17 protein-coding genes and 1 pseudogene are annotated in these 14633 nt (G+C 60.9%); 15 read left to right on the forward strand and 3 right to left on the reverse strand.

The genetic code is table 11. From position 1 onward, the window contains the following. Nucleotides 1-162: 162 nt before the first annotated feature. Genes JWS10_RS00745 through JWS10_RS00780 form a run of 8 tightly spaced genes read left to right on the forward strand, consistent with a single transcriptional unit; the run spans nt 163 to nt 6242 of the window. A complete protein-coding gene (locus tag JWS10_RS00745) occupies nt 163-1281 on the forward strand; it encodes a mandelate racemase/muconate lactonizing enzyme family protein (protein WP_299503838.1) in 1119 nt (372 codons plus the stop codon). Continuing rightward, nucleotides 1278-1607: an L-rhamnose mutarotase gene (locus JWS10_RS00750; RefSeq protein ID WP_299503839.1), complete on the forward strand. Its 330-nt coding sequence runs from the start codon at nt 1278-1280 to the stop codon at nt 1605-1607. Before JWS10_RS00745 ends, JWS10_RS00750 begins: the two co-directional genes overlap by 4 nt. A gap of 5 nt (nt 1608-1612) precedes the next feature. After that, nucleotides 1613-2671 (forward strand): Gfo/Idh/MocA family oxidoreductase, encoded by a 1059-nt coding sequence (locus tag JWS10_RS00755; protein ID WP_299503841.1) that lies wholly within the window; start codon nt 1613-1615, stop codon nt 2669-2671. Next, a complete protein-coding gene (locus JWS10_RS00760) occupies nt 2664-3110 on the forward strand; it encodes a MaoC/PaaZ C-terminal domain-containing protein (RefSeq protein ID WP_299503842.1) in 447 nt (148 codons plus the stop codon). Before JWS10_RS00755 ends, JWS10_RS00760 begins: the two co-directional genes overlap by 8 nt. Next, a complete protein-coding gene (locus JWS10_RS00765) occupies nt 3107-3433 on the forward strand; it encodes a UxaA family hydrolase (protein WP_299503843.1) in 327 nt (108 codons plus the stop codon). The genes JWS10_RS00760 and JWS10_RS00765 overlap by 4 nt, the downstream gene beginning before the upstream one ends. Then, nucleotides 3430-4638 (forward strand): UxaA family hydrolase, encoded by a 1209-nt coding sequence (locus JWS10_RS00770; protein ID WP_299503844.1) that lies wholly within the window; start codon nt 3430-3432, stop codon nt 4636-4638. Before JWS10_RS00765 ends, JWS10_RS00770 begins: the two co-directional genes overlap by 4 nt. 11 nt (nt 4639-4649) lie before the next feature. Continuing rightward, nucleotides 4650-5387, forward strand: a complete 738-nt coding sequence (locus tag JWS10_RS00775) for an SDR family oxidoreductase (protein WP_299474233.1) — start codon at nt 4650-4652, stop codon at nt 5385-5387. A gap of 15 nt (nt 5388-5402) precedes the next feature. Then, nucleotides 5403-6242 carry a fumarylacetoacetate hydrolase family protein gene (locus tag JWS10_RS00780; RefSeq protein WP_299503846.1) on the forward strand — a complete coding sequence of 280 codons (840 nt, stop codon included), beginning with the start codon at nt 5403-5405 and terminating at the stop codon, nt 6240-6242. Nucleotides 6243-6268: 26 nt separating this feature from the next. On the opposite strand, the gene JWS10_RS00785 is transcribed toward JWS10_RS00780, so the two are convergent. Beyond that, nucleotides 6269-6838 (reverse strand): MaoC family dehydratase, encoded by a 570-nt coding sequence (locus JWS10_RS00785; RefSeq protein ID WP_299503848.1) that lies wholly within the window; start codon nt 6836-6838, stop codon nt 6269-6271. 3 nt (nt 6839-6841) lie between these two features. Further along, nucleotides 6842-7939, reverse strand: a complete 1098-nt coding sequence (locus JWS10_RS00790) for a lactonase family protein (protein ID WP_299503850.1) — start codon at nt 7937-7939, stop codon at nt 6842-6844. 128 nt (nt 7940-8067) lie between these two features. Here JWS10_RS00790 and JWS10_RS00795 point away from each other — a divergent pair, with 128 nt between their 5' ends. Then, a complete protein-coding gene (locus JWS10_RS00795) occupies nt 8068-8835 on the forward strand; it encodes an IclR family transcriptional regulator (protein WP_299503852.1) in 768 nt (255 codons plus the stop codon). 13 nt (nt 8836-8848) lie between these two features. Here JWS10_RS00795 and JWS10_RS00800 read toward each other — a convergent pair whose 3' ends face one another. After that, nucleotides 8849-9007, reverse strand: coding sequence for a hypothetical protein (locus tag JWS10_RS00800; protein WP_299503854.1), 159 nt, complete (start codon nt 9005-9007; stop codon nt 8849-8851). A 24-nt stretch (nt 9008-9031) separates the two neighbouring features. Between JWS10_RS00800 and JWS10_RS00805 the strand changes: the two genes are divergently transcribed. From JWS10_RS00805 to JWS10_RS00830, 6 genes and pseudogenes are all read left to right on the forward strand, one after another. Further along, nucleotides 9032-10195 (forward strand): CaiB/BaiF CoA-transferase family protein, encoded by a 1164-nt coding sequence (locus tag JWS10_RS00805; RefSeq protein WP_299503856.1) that lies wholly within the window; start codon nt 9032-9034, stop codon nt 10193-10195. After that, nucleotides 10192-11316, forward strand: a complete 1125-nt coding sequence (locus JWS10_RS00810) for an extracellular solute-binding protein (protein ID WP_299503858.1) — start codon at nt 10192-10194, stop codon at nt 11314-11316. The genes JWS10_RS00805 and JWS10_RS00810 overlap by 4 nt, the downstream gene beginning before the upstream one ends. A 52-nt stretch (nt 11317-11368) precedes the next feature. Next, nucleotides 11369-12553: a substrate-binding domain-containing protein gene (locus JWS10_RS00815; RefSeq protein WP_299476887.1), complete on the forward strand. Its 1185-nt coding sequence runs from the start codon at nt 11369-11371 to the stop codon at nt 12551-12553. A 55-nt stretch (nt 12554-12608) separates the two neighbouring features. Then, a complete protein-coding gene (locus JWS10_RS00820; protein ID WP_299503861.1) occupies nt 12609-13352 on the forward strand; it encodes an ATP-binding cassette domain-containing protein in 744 nt (247 codons plus the stop codon). After that, entirely contained in the window at nt 13345-14082 is a 738-nt protein-coding gene (locus JWS10_RS00825; protein WP_299503864.1) for an ATP-binding cassette domain-containing protein, read from the forward strand. Before JWS10_RS00820 ends, JWS10_RS00825 begins: the two co-directional genes overlap by 8 nt. After that, nucleotides 14079-14633 (forward strand): annotated as a pseudogene (locus JWS10_RS00830) (hypothetical protein); the annotation flags it as partial. The gene JWS10_RS00825 and the pseudogene JWS10_RS00830, both read left to right, overlap by 4 nt.

Genomic DNA, 14633 nt, shown 5'->3' on the forward strand with positions numbered 1-14633 from the left:
CACCGAAACCCTGCTTTACGCCACGCTTGCAGGCACCGAAGTGCAGGCCAAAATGCTCAACCCCCGCCCGGTTTCCCCCGGCGAGCGGATGCGCTTTGGTATCGCCCTTGATAAATGCCACATCTTCGATGCCGACACCGGCATCAGCTTGCGGGGATAATCATGGCGCGCATTACTCTGGCCGAGGCTTTCCTTGTCGATCTGATCCCCAAGGTGAAACGCACCGACGCGATCCAATCCTTCAAGTCGCAGGAAACGATTTTCGTCACCCTGACCGATGCTGACGGTGCCACCGGCATGGGCTATTCCTACACCATCGGCGACGGCGGCCCCGCCATCCTGTCGCTGCTGCAGCGCACTTTGCTGCCCGCACTGATGGGGCGCGAGGCGGAAATGATCGAAGCTATATGGCGCGATCTTCTGTTTACCAGCCACGCCACCGCCGTCGGCCCGATCATGGCGCTGGCGCAAGCCGCCATCGACACCGCCTTGTGGGACATGCGCGGCAAACGCGCCAACCTGCCGCTGCATCTGCTGGCAGGCGGTGCGAAAACCCGTGTGCCGATGTATTCGACCGAGGGCGGCTGGCTGCATCTCGAACCCGCCGCTTTGGTGGACGATGCTTTGGCGATGCGCGAGGCAGGCTTCAAAGGCTCAAAAATCAAGATCGGCAAGCCCACCGTCGCAGGCGACGCTGCCCGCCTGAACGCCGTGCGCGCGGCCTTGGGTGATGATTATGAGATTATGACCGACGCCAACCAATCCCTCACGCAACCCGAAGCCTCCCGCCGCCTTGGCCTGCTGGAGTCCCTCAACATCGCGTGGTTTGAAGAACCCCTACCCGCCGATGATATCGCAGGTCATGCCCGGCTTAATCGCCAATCCCGGGTGCCGATTGCGGTGGGCGAGTCGATGTATTCCCCCGGTCAATTCGCCGACTATATCGCAGCCGAGGCTTGCGGCATCGTGCAGGCCGACGTCGCCCGCATTGGCGGCATCACCCCTTGGCTCAAGGTCGCCCATATGGCCGAAGCGCATAACCTGATGATTTGCCCGCATTTCCTGATGGAGCTGCACGTCTCCCTCGTCTGCGCCGTGCCAAACGCGCCTTGGCTGGAATATATCCCGCAACTGGATGATGTTGCAGCCCCGATGGCGCGCGCCGGCGGCCACGCGCTTGCCCCCACCGCCCCCGGTCTTGGTATTGAGTGGGATCACGCCGAACTCGCCGCGCGAACCGCGCCAGGCTCGCGCTTCACCGTGCAAGAGGGCAAGCTATGAAGCGTTATGGCGCTGTGCTTGGCCTTTCTGAAGAAGGTAAAGCCGAATACCGCGCGTTGCACGCCGCCGTCTGGCCCGAGGTGCTGGCGAAGATCACCGAATGCAACATCCGCAACTATTCGATCTTCCTGAAAGAACCCGAAAATCTGCTATTCTCTTACTTCGAATACACAGGCACCGACTATGAGGCTGACATGGCGAAAATGGCCGCCGATCCCACGACGCAAAAATGGTGGGCCGTCAACATGCCGCTGCAACGCCCGCTCGACACCCGCAAAGATGGTGAGTGGTGGGCCGATATGACCGAAATCTTTCACCATGACTGAAACCAATGACTGACCTGCGCCAAACCATCACACAACCAACTCGAAGCCTGCCGATTGTGATCTTCGGCGCAGGCTCCATCGTGTCCGACGCACATCTGCCCGCCTATGCGCAGGCGGGTTTCACCGTTGCGGGCATCTACGACCCCGACCACGCCAAAGCCATCGCTTTGGCGACAAAACACGGCACGACCGCCTTTGCCAACCTCACTGACGCAACCGCGCTCGGCACCGAAGCCCTCTACGACCTCGCCGTGCCGCCCGCCGCGATCCCCGCCCTGCTGCGCGCCCTGCCCGAAGGCTGCGTTGCGCTGATCCAAAAGCCAATGGGCAGCGATCTGGCCGAGGCGGACGAAATCATCCGAACCTTGCGCGCCCGCAACATCCGCGCGGCGGTAAACTTTCAACTGCGGTTCGCGCCGATGTGTCTGGCGCTGAAAGACGCCATCGCCCAAGGCCAACTTGGCGATGTGATCGACTTCGACGCGCTGTTGGCGGTGCACACCCCGTGGCATCTCTGGGCTTTCCTTGCCGACCTGCCGCGCGTGGAAATCCTGCTGCACTCGATCCATTACCTTGACCTCATCCGCGATCTGTTCGGCAATCCAGCAGGCATTGCCGCCCGCACTATGGGGCATCCATCCTCGACAGTTGCCAACAGCCGCACCTCAATGATCTTAGACTATGGCCCGCAGATCCGCGCCAATCTGGCGATCAACCACAACCACAACTTTGGCCGCAAATTCCAAGCCTGCGAGTTTCGCATCAGTGGCACCAAGGGCGCTGCCTATCTGAAGGTCGGCGCCAATCTCGACTACCCGTTGGGCGAACCCGATGAGTTGTGGCTGAACACCACTGGCGAGTGGCAGCAAATTCCGCTGGTCGGCAACTGGTTCATCGCCGCCTTTGTGGGCCGCATCACCCAAGTCATGCGCTTTGCCACTGGCGAGGATGCAATGCTACAAGGCAGTGCCGAAGACGCGTGGCACACTATGGCGCTGGTTGAGGCCGCTTACGAAAGCGCCGCAGCCCCGCTTCATCCGATCAGGACGCATCCCAATGCTTGAACAGACCAAATACTACGAAGATTTCGAAATCGGCGAGGCCCGCGACACCACGGGCCGCACCATCACCGAGACCGATTTTGTCGTCCACGCGGGCCATTCCGGCGACTTCTTCCCGCATCATCTGGATGCCGAGTTCTGCAAGACCCTGCCTTTCGGCCAACGCATCGCGCATGGCACCATGGTGTTCACCATCGGCGTCGGCTTGACCGCGACCATCATCAACCCGGTGGCGTTTTCCTACGGCTACGACCGGATGCGCTTTGTCAAACCCGTGTTCATCGGCGACACCATCCGCAGCCGGGTTGAAATCATCGCCAAGGAACTGATGGATAAACGCCCCGGCTACGGCCGCGTCACTGAACGCCTCACCGTCACCAAACATTCCGGCGAAGTGGCTCTCGTCGCCGACCATATCTACATGGTGGAGTGCAAGAAATGACACCCTTCGACTTCGGCCCATTCCTTCTGCTGTCCGACAAAGACAACGTCCTCGTCGCCCGCGCCAACGCGCCTGAGGGGCTGACCGTCACGCTGGAATCCGGCCCCACCACGCTCACCCGGGCCATCCCGATGGCCCATAAAATCGCCCGCCGTTCTATTGCCGAAGGCGACACCATCCTGAAATACGGCATGCCCATCGGCATCGCCACCGCAGCCATCGCGGCAGGCGAACACGTTCATATCCACAACATCCGCTCGGCCTATACCGCGACAATCTCGTTGCAGGATGCCGACGGCGTCTCGGCAGGAGTATCGCTATGATTGACGCTTGGCTGCGCGCCGATGGCCGCAAAGGCATCCGCAACACCGTCGTGGTCGCCTATCTGGTCGAATGTGCGCATTTCGTGGCTTCCGAAATCGTCCACCGCTTCCGCAACACCCCGTTTGAGGGCGAGGTGCAGTTGATCGGCTTCCCCGGCTGCTACCCCAACGAATATGCGGCCCAGATGATGGAGAAACTTTGCACCCATCCGAACGTCGGCGCGGTGTTGTTCGTCTCCCTCGGCTGCGAAAGCTTCGACAAAGTCCGCGTCGCCAATGCGGTGGATGCCTCAGCTCGCCCAGTCAAAACCCTCGTGATTCAACGAGCAGGCGGCACCCGCTCCACCGTGCAAGCCGGGGCCGATTGGATCACGCAGACCCTCGGCCAAATCGCGCAAGGCCCCCGCGCGCCGATGGGCGTCAATGAGTTAATCATCGGCACCGTCTGCGGCGGCTCTGACGGCACCTCTGGCATTTCCGGCAACCCGGCAGCGGGCAAGGCGTTCGACCTTTTGGTCGCCGAAGGGGCTGCCTGCATCTTCGAGGAAACCGGCGAGCTTATCGGCTGCGAAGAAATCATGGCCGAACGTGCCATCACGCCCGAACTCGGCCAAATCCTGCGCGAAAGCGTCCATAAAGCCGAACGCTACTACGCCACCCTCGGCTACGGCTCATTCGCCGCTGGCAACGCCGCTGGCGGGCTTTCCACCATCGAGGAAAAATCCCTTGGCGCTTATGTCAAATCGGGTGACAGCCCAATCTCCGGCCTGATCAAACCCGGCGACATTCCCCCCACCGGCGGGCTTTACCTGATGGACGTCGTCCCCGACGGCGAGGTGCGCTTTGGTTTCCCCAACATCAGCGACAACGCGGAAATCGTCGAGATGATTGCATCCGGCGCGCATATGACGCTGTTTGTCACCGGGCGCGGATCAGTCGTAGGCTCGGCAATCTCTCCTGTCATCAAAATCTGCGCCAACCCGGACACTTGGCGCGCGCTGTCCGAGGATATGGACGTGAATGCAGGCGACATCATCGAAGGCCGCCGATCTATCCCCGAAGTCGGCCAAGAAATCCGCGATCTGGTCGTCGCCGTGGCGGGCGGACAGCAAACCAAATCCGAAGAACTCGGCCACCGCGAGTTTATCCTGACCTACAAATCTTTCGAACCCATCGGCCCGGCCTGCCTGCCAAGCGCCGCATAAAGGATTATACCATGCAAAGACTTAGCGGAAAACGCGCCCTGATCACCGCCGCCGGACAAGGCATCGGCAAAGCCACCGCCCTGCGCTTGGCCGAAGAAGGTGCGCAAGTGCTGGCCACCGACGTGAACGCCGCCACGCTGGAAGAACTGAACGGCACCCCCGGCATCACCACGCAAGTGCTGAACGTGCTCGACGCCGACGCGATCACCGCAGTGGTGGCTGCCGCTGGCCGCATCGACATTTTGTTCAACTGCGCCGGCGTGGTTCATGCGGGCGACATTATGCAATCCAGCGAAGACGAATGGGATTTCGCCTTCGCGCTGAACTGCAAGGCAATGTATCGCATGTTGCGCGCAGTGCTGCCGGGTATGGTCGCGCAAGGCGGTGGCTCGATCATCAATATGGCGTCTGTCGCGGGGCCGCTTACCGCACCGCCGAACCGCTTTATCTATTCGGCCTCAAAAGCTGCCGTCGGCGGTATCACCAAATCGGTGGCGCAGGATTACGTCAAACAAGGCATCCGTTGCAACGCAGTCTGCCCCGGCACCGTCGATAGCCCGTCCTTGCACCAACGCCTACGCGACACCGGAGATTATGAGGGCGCAATGGCCGCTTTCATCGCCCGTCAACCGATGGGCCGCATCGGCAAGCCCGAAGAAATCGCCGCTATGGTTGCCTATCTCGGTGCCGACGAATCCGCCTATACAACCGGCCAACTGCTCGCGCTTGACGGCGGCTGGACCATCTAAAACAAGGAAATCTGTATGAAACTCGTTCGTTATGGTGCCCGTGGCGCTGAAAAACCCGGCCTGATCGACTCAGATGGACGCATCCGCGATCTGTCGGCGCATGTGGCTGATATTGCTGGCGATGTGCTGGCCAATCTTGAGCAGCTGCAAGCCATCGACCCGGCCAGCCTGCCTTTGGTCGAAGGCAACCCGCGCTATGGTGCCTGCGTTGGCCAGATCGGCAAATTCATCTGCATCGGTCTGAACTATTCCGACCACGCCGCCGAATCCGGCATGGCGGTGCCACCCGAGCCTGTGATCTTCGCCAAATATACCTCTGCCGTCTGCGGCCCGCATGACGACATCATCATCCCACGCGGTTCGGAAAAGACTGATTGGGAAGTTGAACTGGCCTTCGTCATCGGCAAACCCGGCAAATATATCGTCGAGGCCGATGCGATGAACCACGTTGCAGGCTTCTGTGTCTGCAACGATGTGTCAGAGCGCGCCTATCAGACCGAGCGTTCCGGCCAATGGTCCAAAGGCAAATCCTCCGACAACTTCGGCCCGATCGGCCCGTGGCTTGTGACGCGGGATGAGGTGGCCAACCCCAACGATCTGCACATGTGGCTGAAGGTCAACGGCGCGCAAATGCAGAACGGCTCGACCAACACCATGGTCTATCAAATTCCGTTCTTGGTGTCTTACCTGTCGCAATTCTTCACCCTGCATCCGGGCGATGTGATCTCCACCGGCACCCCTCCGGGCGTCGGTCTGGGCATGAAGCCACCCCAATATCTGAAAGCGGGCGATGTGGTCGAGTTGGGCATCGAAGGCTTGGGCGAACAGCGCCAAATCTGCGTCAACGACCTGTAAACCTCTGGGGGGCCGCAAAGCCCCCCTTACCCCTTCCGAGCCGCCTTCTCCGCCATTCGCACGCTTGCAGCCTCAGCAAACAACGTCGGATCGCGGTAAAGCGCCGTCAGCAAATGCTCGGCATAAAGCACCAACTCGCCCTCACCCTTGTACACCGAATAGCTGACGCGCAGCTTACCCATCTTCTCACCATGCACCTCTTTGGCAAGGTTCTCACGGATGGTGTAAATGGTATCGCCAATGAACACTGGCTTGATGAACCGCAGCCGATCATAGCCATAGCTGAACGAGTTCAAACAGTTCGTCGCGGCCAGTCCCAGCCCCAGCGAGAACACGAACGCCCCCGCCACCAGACGCCGCCCGAACACGCCCTCCTCCACCGCGAACCGCTCATCGCTGACGTAGGGGTGATGGTCCATCACAAGGCTGTTGAACTGCATCGACTCGCCCTCGGCAATCGTGCGGCGGATCGAACGGATTTTATCGCCAATTTCAAAATCCTCGTAGAACCAATTCTCGGCATTCCAAACCGGGATTTTGGCATGATCTTCCGGTAGCCCAGGCAGCCCGCGCGCGTGAATACCAATCTCAGCCATCGCCTAAACTCCCGCGAATTTCAGGCACATCGGCGTGCCAATCTGCAAAGCCGCCCCCGTGTCGTGCAAGGCCCCCGTCGCCTCATCACGCGCTAGAACGCTCACCCGATCCGAGTTCTGGTTGGCGACCAACACATGCCGCCCCGAAGGCGTAATCGCCAAATGCCGAGGCGTCACCCCACCGCAAGCCACGAAACCACGCGGGATCAGCCGCCCGGTTTCCTGCTCCACCTCAAAGATCGAAATGCTGTCATGCCCGCGATTGCCGCCATACAAAAACCGCCCATCCGGTGAGATTTGGATATCCGAACAATGGTTCCCCGCCCGCGCCTCCGCCGGAACCGCAGGCTGGCTATCAATCGCCGTCAATACGCCCGTCACGGCATCAAAACCATGCGCCGTTACCGTCGAATCCAACTCATTCATCACAAACACCAACCGCCCACCCGGATGCAGCGCCAAATGCCGTGGCCCTGCTCCCGGCTTGGTCTGCGCCAAAGCAATCCGTTCCGGCACGCCATCCGCGCCAATCCGGTAAGTGATCAGCGCATCCATCCCGAGATCAGCGACGATCACCATGCCCCCCTGCACCACCTCGGTCACAGAATGCGCATGTGCCCGCTCCTGCCGCGCCGCATCGGGCCCCGCGCCGCTATGTGCCACACTCGCCACCGCAGGCGACAAGCCATTCGCGCCAATATCAAAAACGACCAACGACTGATCCGGCCCACCCTCACCCACAGTATAATTCGCCACAAACAACCGCCGCCCATCGCGCGAGATCGTGTTATGCGCCGCAATACTGCCAAGGCTGGGTTGGGTGTTCAAATACTCCAACCGCTCCGTCGCACGGTCAAAGGCAAACGCCGTCACCAACCCCTCACGCCAATCGGCCACTTCCGAATTGGCATAGACCTTGGCGCCATCGGCACTGACCGAAAGATAGGTCGGGTTCTCGACCTGCGGATAACCCGCCAGCTTGCGGAACGTCAGCGCATTCTCATCAAAGCCAAACACGTTCAGCCCATCGCCCCGAGCGCCTTGAAAATACGGCGCTTCGCGGTTCAGCGTGCCGACAAACAGCAGCAGCTCGTCAGTCATTACAATACCTCCCAAATCCCGCTCCTCAACGGCTGATTTCCACATGTGAAAAATCATATCGCCAGTAAACTCTGTTGACGTCGCCGCGTCAATGCGTAGCTTACAAGCATAATTTCACAGGTGAAACGATGTCCGAGAGTGACGACGACGGCCGCTACCGCGCCCCCGCGCTGGACAAGGGGCTTGATATGATCGAGCTTCTCGCCGCCCGCGAGGAAGGCATGACGCTTAAAGACATCTCTACCGCCCTGAACCGCTCTCCGACCGAGCTTTACCGGATGCTCGACCGCCTTGCACGGCGCGGCTATGTCGCGCGCCAAGGCGACAACTACGCCCTGACGATGAAGTTGTTCATGCTGGCCCATTTGCGCCCGCCGATCCGCCGTCTGGTCGGCCATGCCATGCCAGTGATGCGCCGCTTCACCAACGCCGCCGAGCAAGCCTGCCATCTGGTAATCTATGATCGCGGTGATTTGGTGGTGATCGCTCAGGTCGAAGCGCCGGGCTATTGGGGTGTCACCATCCGCGTTGGCGCGCAGATCGGGTTGGTTAACTCAGGGTCTGGCCATGTCATTCTGGCCTTCGCCACCGCCGAAGAACGCGCGCTGATGTTTGAAGAACATGAGACCATGCCCTACGAAGTAGCCCCTGCTGACCTTGATCAGCGGCTGGCCGATGTGGCAAAGCATGGCTATGAGGCGATGCAAAGCCAGCAGACCCCTACGGTCTGGAACCTTTCGGTGCCGATCATGGGGCCGAATGGCACAGTGTTGGCCGCCCTTACCTGCCCCTTCGTGCGCCGCCTTGAAAACCCTGACGCACCCGACCGCGATCATGTCTTGGCCCTGCTGCGCACGGCTGGCGATGAGCTGTCGGTTACATCAACCACCAGCTAAGCCCCCACAATCTTCACCAACCCAAGCCCAGGTCCCGCGCCGGGGCTTTTTCTTTTCGCCATTTCTTTAATCCTAAACTGCCGATTTCGGCTTGCGCCAATCTTCCATAAATGAAATCATAATTCACCAACGAAAGATCATGCTGCATCGCCGCATGAAGAAGACGACGCAAAAATCGCGCCGGGGAGAGAGCGACGTGACACAGACCGAGGCCATTCTGCCGCTTGACGGCCTGATCGTGCTGGACATGAGCCAATTTCTATCCGGCCCCTATTGCTCGCTGCGGCTGGCCGATATGGGTGCGCGGGTGATCAAGATTGAACGCCCCGATGGCGGCGATCTGTCGCGCAGACTGTATCTGTCGGATACCGAGATCGGCGGCGATTCCACGATTTTCCACGCCATCAATCGCGGCAAGGAAAGCCTTGCGATTGACCTGAAAAACCCCGCCGATCTGGCTGCTCTGCGCAAACTGATCACCAGCGCCGATGTGCTGATCCAAAACTTCCGCCCCGGCGTGATTGAACGGCTGGGGTTGGATTATGCAGCGGTTAAAGCAATCAACCCCCGCCTCGTCTATGCGTCAATCAGCGGATACGGCGATGAAGGTCCTTGGGTCGCGCGTCCCGGCCAAGACCTGTTGGCGCAAGCGCGCTCGGGGGTGATGTGGCTGAACGGCGACGAAGATCAAGGCCCGGTGCCGTTTGGTCTGGCGATTGCCGATATGCTGGCGGGTGCGGCTTGCTGCCAAGGTATCCTTGCCGGCCTCGTGCGGCGCGGCATCTCGAACCAAGGTATGCATGTGCAAACCAGCCTGATGGAGGCGCTGGTCGATTTCCAGTTTGAGGTGCTGACCACGCATCTGAACGATGGCCGCCGCCTGCCGAAACGCTCGGATTTCCGCAGCGCCCATGCCTATCTGTCGGCTCCCTATGGCGTGTATCAGGCAACCGACGGCTGGCTTGCTATTGCAATGACGCCGCTGCCCAAGCTCGCCGATCTGATGCAGATCGACACGCTTGCGCCGTATCGTGACGACCCGAAACTCAGCTTCACCGAGCGCGACACCATCAAACGCTTGATCGCAGATAAGGTTGCCACCCGCTCGATTGACGAATGGCTCTCGATCCTAGAACCCGCCGATATTTGGTGCGCTCGTGTGCTGGATTGGCCCGCTTTGCTGGCCTCCGAAGGTTTCAAAACGCTGGACATGCTGCAAACCGTCACCCGCGCTGATGGCGTTTCGATTGAGACAACCCGCCTGCCTTTGCGTCTGAACGGACACCGCCCGGTCAACACCGCCGCCGCCCCGCTGATCGGCGCGCACAGCGATGCGATCCGCAAGGAGTTCAACCTGTGACCCGCCTCAAAGGCATGACGTGGAGCCATCCACGCGGCTTTGATCCGATGGTCGCTTGCTCCGCGATCTGGGCCGAGAAAACGGGTGTGCAGATTGATTGGGAAAAACGCTCGCTGCAAGACTTTGAGAGCTTCCCGGTGGAGGAACTCGCGCGCGCCTATGACCTGATCGTCATCGACCACCCGCATGTCGGCCAGATCACCGATGAGGGCTGTCTTGCCCCGTTGGATGTTCCCGGCCGCGAGGCCGAACGGGCCGCGCTTGCCGCAGGATCGGTCGGGCAGAGCTACCCAAGCTATTTCTGGCGCGGCCAGCAGTGGGCTTTCCCCATCGACGCCGCCACGCAAGTGCTGGCTTGGCGGCCAGATTTGCTCGACGCACCGCCTACCAGTTGGGCCGAGGTCGTAGCGCTCGCAAAACAAGGCCAGGTCTTACTGCCTCTGCGCCCGCCTCATTCGCTGATGACGGTCTACACATTGGCAGGAAACCTCGGTGCGCCCTGCCGCGTCGAAGGCGATACGCTGATCGACCCCACCATTGGCGCGCAAGTCTGGGATATGCTACGCGAGATCACCGATCTGGTGGACCCCGCCTGCGCTGGCTACGACCCCATCGCGGTATTTGAGGAAATGGCCAAACCCGCATCGAACATCGCCTGTGCGCCGCTGATTTATGGCTATGTCAACTACGCCATCGCGGGCTTTCGCCCCAATCTGATCCGCTTTGCCGATATGCCCGTCGCAGGCGATAACGGCTCGGTGGGCTCGGCGCTCGGCGGCACTGGCATCGCGGTTTCCGCGTTCTCAACCAATAAAGACGCGGCCATCGACTTCGCCTACTGGATTGCCAGCGGTGACATCCAACGCGGCCCCTTTGCAGCAGCAGGCGGTCAGCCCGGCCATGCCGCCGCTTGGGAAGATGCCGCCGTCAACGCCGCGACATCGGATTTCTACCAAGCCACCCGCGCCACGCTCGAAGGGGCATGGGTGCGCCCGCGCCACAACGGCTATATGGCGCTGCAAGAGGCTGCCTCGCAGCGGATCACCGCAGGGCTGGCCGCCAAAGAATCCGCATCACCAGTAATCAACGATATTAACCGGCTGTTCCGAGAAAGCTTTTAAGACGAAAACCGCCCTAGAGAACACTCCGGGGCACTAGGGAGGAGGAAACCCAATGAAGAACCTGATCTGTGGCCTGATGGCCGCAACTGCACTGACGGCGGCGCTGCCCGCTTTTGCCCAATCGGTTGAGGAAACCGTGGCAGGCTTGCCCGAGGCTTTGCGCGCGCAATATGAAGGCGCGCCGCAAACCATCACCGCCGGGCCTTTGGCCGATTTCACCCCCAAGGCCAAGCCTTACAAATGGTGCCATTCCGAAAGCTATCAGGGCAATCCGTGGCGGGTTTCGGTCACGACTGAACTGAAGCGTCTGGTCGATGGCCTGATCGCGCAGGGCGTTGTGTCAGATTTTGAGGTCTCGGACTCCAACAGCGATGTGGGTCAACAGATCAACCAAATCCGTGCATTCATCGACAAAGGCTGCGGTGTGATCACCTCAATCCCCGGCTCGGCTACAGGTCTGGATGAGGCTATTGCTGCGGCTTCCGCCGCTGGCATCCCGTTCATCACCGCCGCAGGCTCTGTCACAGCGCCCTCCGCCGTCAACGTTGACAGCAACTATCAGCGCTGGGGCTATGAGATGATGGATGCCATCGGCAAAGCGCTGCCCGAGGGCGGTAATGTGCTGATCGTTGAAGGCATCGCAGGTCATCCGATTGTCGCACAAGAACGCGCTGGCGGCGATGCGGCGATGGCGCTCTATCCAAAGCTGAAAACCGCGCGTGTGGTCAATGGCGACTGGACGGCGAATGTCACCAAGACCGTCGTGCTGCAAACCTTGGCGACCAATCCCGCACCGATTGACGCTGTCTGGTCGGCGGGGTCTGAGTCTCGCGTGATTGCCGAGGCGTTTGCCGAAGCTGGTCGCCCGGTGCCGCTGATCACTGGCTCGATCACCGGCGATGCGCTCGGCTATTGGAAAGCCAACCCAGAGGCTTACCGCTTTGAAGGCCATGCCGTGCTGCCGGGTTGGACTGCGCAAACCCTGTTCCGCGTTGCCGCGCGCATCATGGATGGCCAAAAACCCGTGCTGAACACCCTGCTGATCCCGCTGCCGCCCGTGCATGAGGCTGATCTTGCTGGCTGGTATCAAGATTGCATGACGCCGGATGCGGTGTCGGTGTTCCCAGTGCCGCCAACTGATCCGGTGTCTGAAGCGGATATGAACGCCTACTTCTCGAACCCCGCCGCAAGCCCCGGTTGGGATTACGCAACCGTGCCTGCGGCCTGCGCGAAGTAAGCCAAATCTGCCGCGCCTGATCGGGCGCGGCACCCCTATCCTGCGGGAGACTGCGATGCTGGCGATCACTGGCCTGTCCAAGCGCTACGGCGAAACCGTGGCTCTGGACCAGGCGACCATTTCGTTTCGGGCGGGCACCGTCCACACCATCTTGGGCGAAAACGGCTCAGGCAAAAGCACACTGGTCAAGCTGCTGTCGGGCATCGTTTTGCCCGATGCTGGCACGATCACGTTTGAAGGCCAAACCGTCACCGCCCGCACCCCCGCCGCCTTTCAAACCGCAGGCTTTGCCACCGCGTTTCAAGAGGTGCTGATTGCCCCCGACCGCTCGGTTACCGACAATATCCTGCTTGGCCTCGATGGCCTGTTCATCCGCCGCATCCCGCGCCATGAACGTCGCGACCGTGCCGCGGCTGTGCTGTCGCGCTTTGCCCGCACCCCGATTGACCTAGACGCCCCCGCCGGATCGCTGCCCCTCGCAGCCCAACAACTTGTCGTCCTCGCCCGCGCCGTCGCCCGCGACCCCCGCGTGCTGATCTTGGATGAAATCACCGCCGCCTTAGACTTTGCCGACCGCGAATCCGTCTTCGCCTTCATGCGCGAACGCGCCGCTGCGGGCTGTCTGATCTTGTTTATCACGCACCGCATGGATGAGGTGATGGCGCTGTCCGACGACATTTCCGTGCTGCGCTCGGGCCACGTTGTCGCCACCCAAACCCGCGATGCCTCCACCCCCTCGCAACTGCTGCACCTGATGGCACCGCAAAAGGCCCAACAACTAGAGGCGCAGCATGGCTGATCTATCCCAGAACTTGGCCCTAACCATCCGCGACCTGCATTTGCGACCCGGTGCCGCCCCTATCTCAACCCAAATCAAAGCTGGTGAAATCGTCGGCCTCGCGGGCCTCGACGGCCACGGCCAAGACGTGTTCCTGCGCAGTCTGGCGGGACTAGAGCGCAACCAAAACGCCGTCGATCTGCAAGGCAACCGCATCGGCAGTTTCCGCGACGCCGAGCGCAACGCCGTCGTCTATGCCCCGCGCGACCGCCGCTCTACTGGGATTTTCCCCGGCCTGTCGATCCTAGATAACTTTGCCATAGCCACCCCGGGCCGTGACCGCAAAGGGCTGCTGATCAGCGCCAAGTCCCGCCGTGCGCGCTATGAGTTGTGGAAAGACCGCCTGCAAATCAAAGCCCCCAGCCCCGACGCACCGATTACCGCTCTGTCGGGCGGCAATCAGCAAAAGATCTTGCTCGCCCGCGCCTTAGCCCGTGATCCTAAGGTGCTTTTGCTGAACGACCCCACCCGTGGTGTCGATGTGGCGACCCGTCTCGTCCTTTATGATCTGTTCCGCGAACTCGCCGCCGAAGGCATCGCGCTGGTGATCCTGTCGTCGGAAATCGAGGAAATCCTTGTGCTCTGCCACCGCGTTCTGGTGTTTCGCGACCATGCGCTTGCCGCCGAGTTGGCAGGCGACGCGATGCGCACCGACACCGTTATCGCGGCAATGTTTGGGAGAGCGGCATGACCCGCATATTTGGCCGTTACGGCTTTGCCATTGGCATCCTTGTGGTGTTGCTGATTGCCAATCTGGTGATGAACCCGGTTCGCTTTTACCCCGGCAGCTGGGGCACCTTGATCGGCCTCGCGGCCCCGCTGATCGGTGCAGCACTGGCCTCTACTCCGGTTATTCTGGCGGGGCGCGGTGGCATAGACATCTCGGTGGGCCCAGTGATGGGTCTGGTCAGCGCCGTTGTGATCAGGCTGCTTTACTTAGACGCCGGGATCGCCTCACCCTTCATCCTCTGGCCTGCCGCCTTGCTGGTCGGTGCCGCCATCGGCGCGTTCAACGGCTTCATGGCCACAATTGTGCGCGTGCAGCCCATCGTCGCCACCCTCGGCACCTATCTGATCCTCGGCGGCCTGACGCTGACCATCCTGCCCGCCCCCATCGGCCCCGCCCCCGATTGGCTGAAGGCAATGGCTGGGGTGTGGAGCTTTCTCCCCCTAGGCATCATCGCCGCCCTGTGGTGGACGCTCTGCCGCACGCCGTTTCATAGTCAGTTGATGGCCGTCGGC

This window comes from Cypionkella sp., assembly GCF_028290025.1.
Classification (GTDB): domain Bacteria; phylum Pseudomonadota; class Alphaproteobacteria; order Rhodobacterales; family Rhodobacteraceae; genus Cypionkella.

Coding starts and splice junctions, on each gene's coding strand:
- JWS10_RS00745 (WP_299503838.1), top strand. CDS start 163: ATGGCGCGCATTACTCTGGCCGAGGCTTTCCTTGTCGATCTGATCCCC.
- JWS10_RS00750 (WP_299503839.1), top strand. CDS start 1,278: ATGAAGCGTTATGGCGCTGTGCTTGGCCTTTCTGAAGAAGGTAAAGCC.
- JWS10_RS00755 (WP_299503841.1), top strand. CDS start 1,613: ATGACTGACCTGCGCCAAACCATCACACAACCAACTCGAAGCCTGCCG.
- JWS10_RS00760 (WP_299503842.1), top strand. CDS start 2,664: ATGCTTGAACAGACCAAATACTACGAAGATTTCGAAATCGGCGAGGCC.
- JWS10_RS00765 (WP_299503843.1), top strand. CDS start 3,107: ATGACACCCTTCGACTTCGGCCCATTCCTTCTGCTGTCCGACAAAGAC.
- JWS10_RS00770 (WP_299503844.1), top strand. CDS start 3,430: ATGATTGACGCTTGGCTGCGCGCCGATGGCCGCAAAGGCATCCGCAAC.
- JWS10_RS00775 (WP_299474233.1), top strand. CDS start 4,650: ATGCAAAGACTTAGCGGAAAACGCGCCCTGATCACCGCCGCCGGACAA.
- JWS10_RS00780 (WP_299503846.1), top strand. CDS start 5,403: ATGAAACTCGTTCGTTATGGTGCCCGTGGCGCTGAAAAACCCGGCCTG.
- JWS10_RS00785 (WP_299503848.1), bottom strand. CDS start 6,838: ATGGCTGAGATTGGTATTCACGCGCGCGGGCTGCCTGGGCTACCGGAA.
- JWS10_RS00790 (WP_299503850.1), bottom strand. CDS start 7,939: ATGACTGACGAGCTGCTGCTGTTTGTCGGCACGCTGAACCGCGAAGCG.
- JWS10_RS00795 (WP_299503852.1), top strand. CDS start 8,068: ATGTCCGAGAGTGACGACGACGGCCGCTACCGCGCCCCCGCGCTGGAC.
- JWS10_RS00815 (WP_299476887.1), top strand. CDS start 11,369: ATGAAGAACCTGATCTGTGGCCTGATGGCCGCAACTGCACTGACGGCG.
- JWS10_RS00820 (WP_299503861.1), top strand. CDS start 12,609: ATGCTGGCGATCACTGGCCTGTCCAAGCGCTACGGCGAAACCGTGGCT.
- JWS10_RS00825 (WP_299503864.1), top strand. CDS start 13,345: ATGGCTGATCTATCCCAGAACTTGGCCCTAACCATCCGCGACCTGCAT.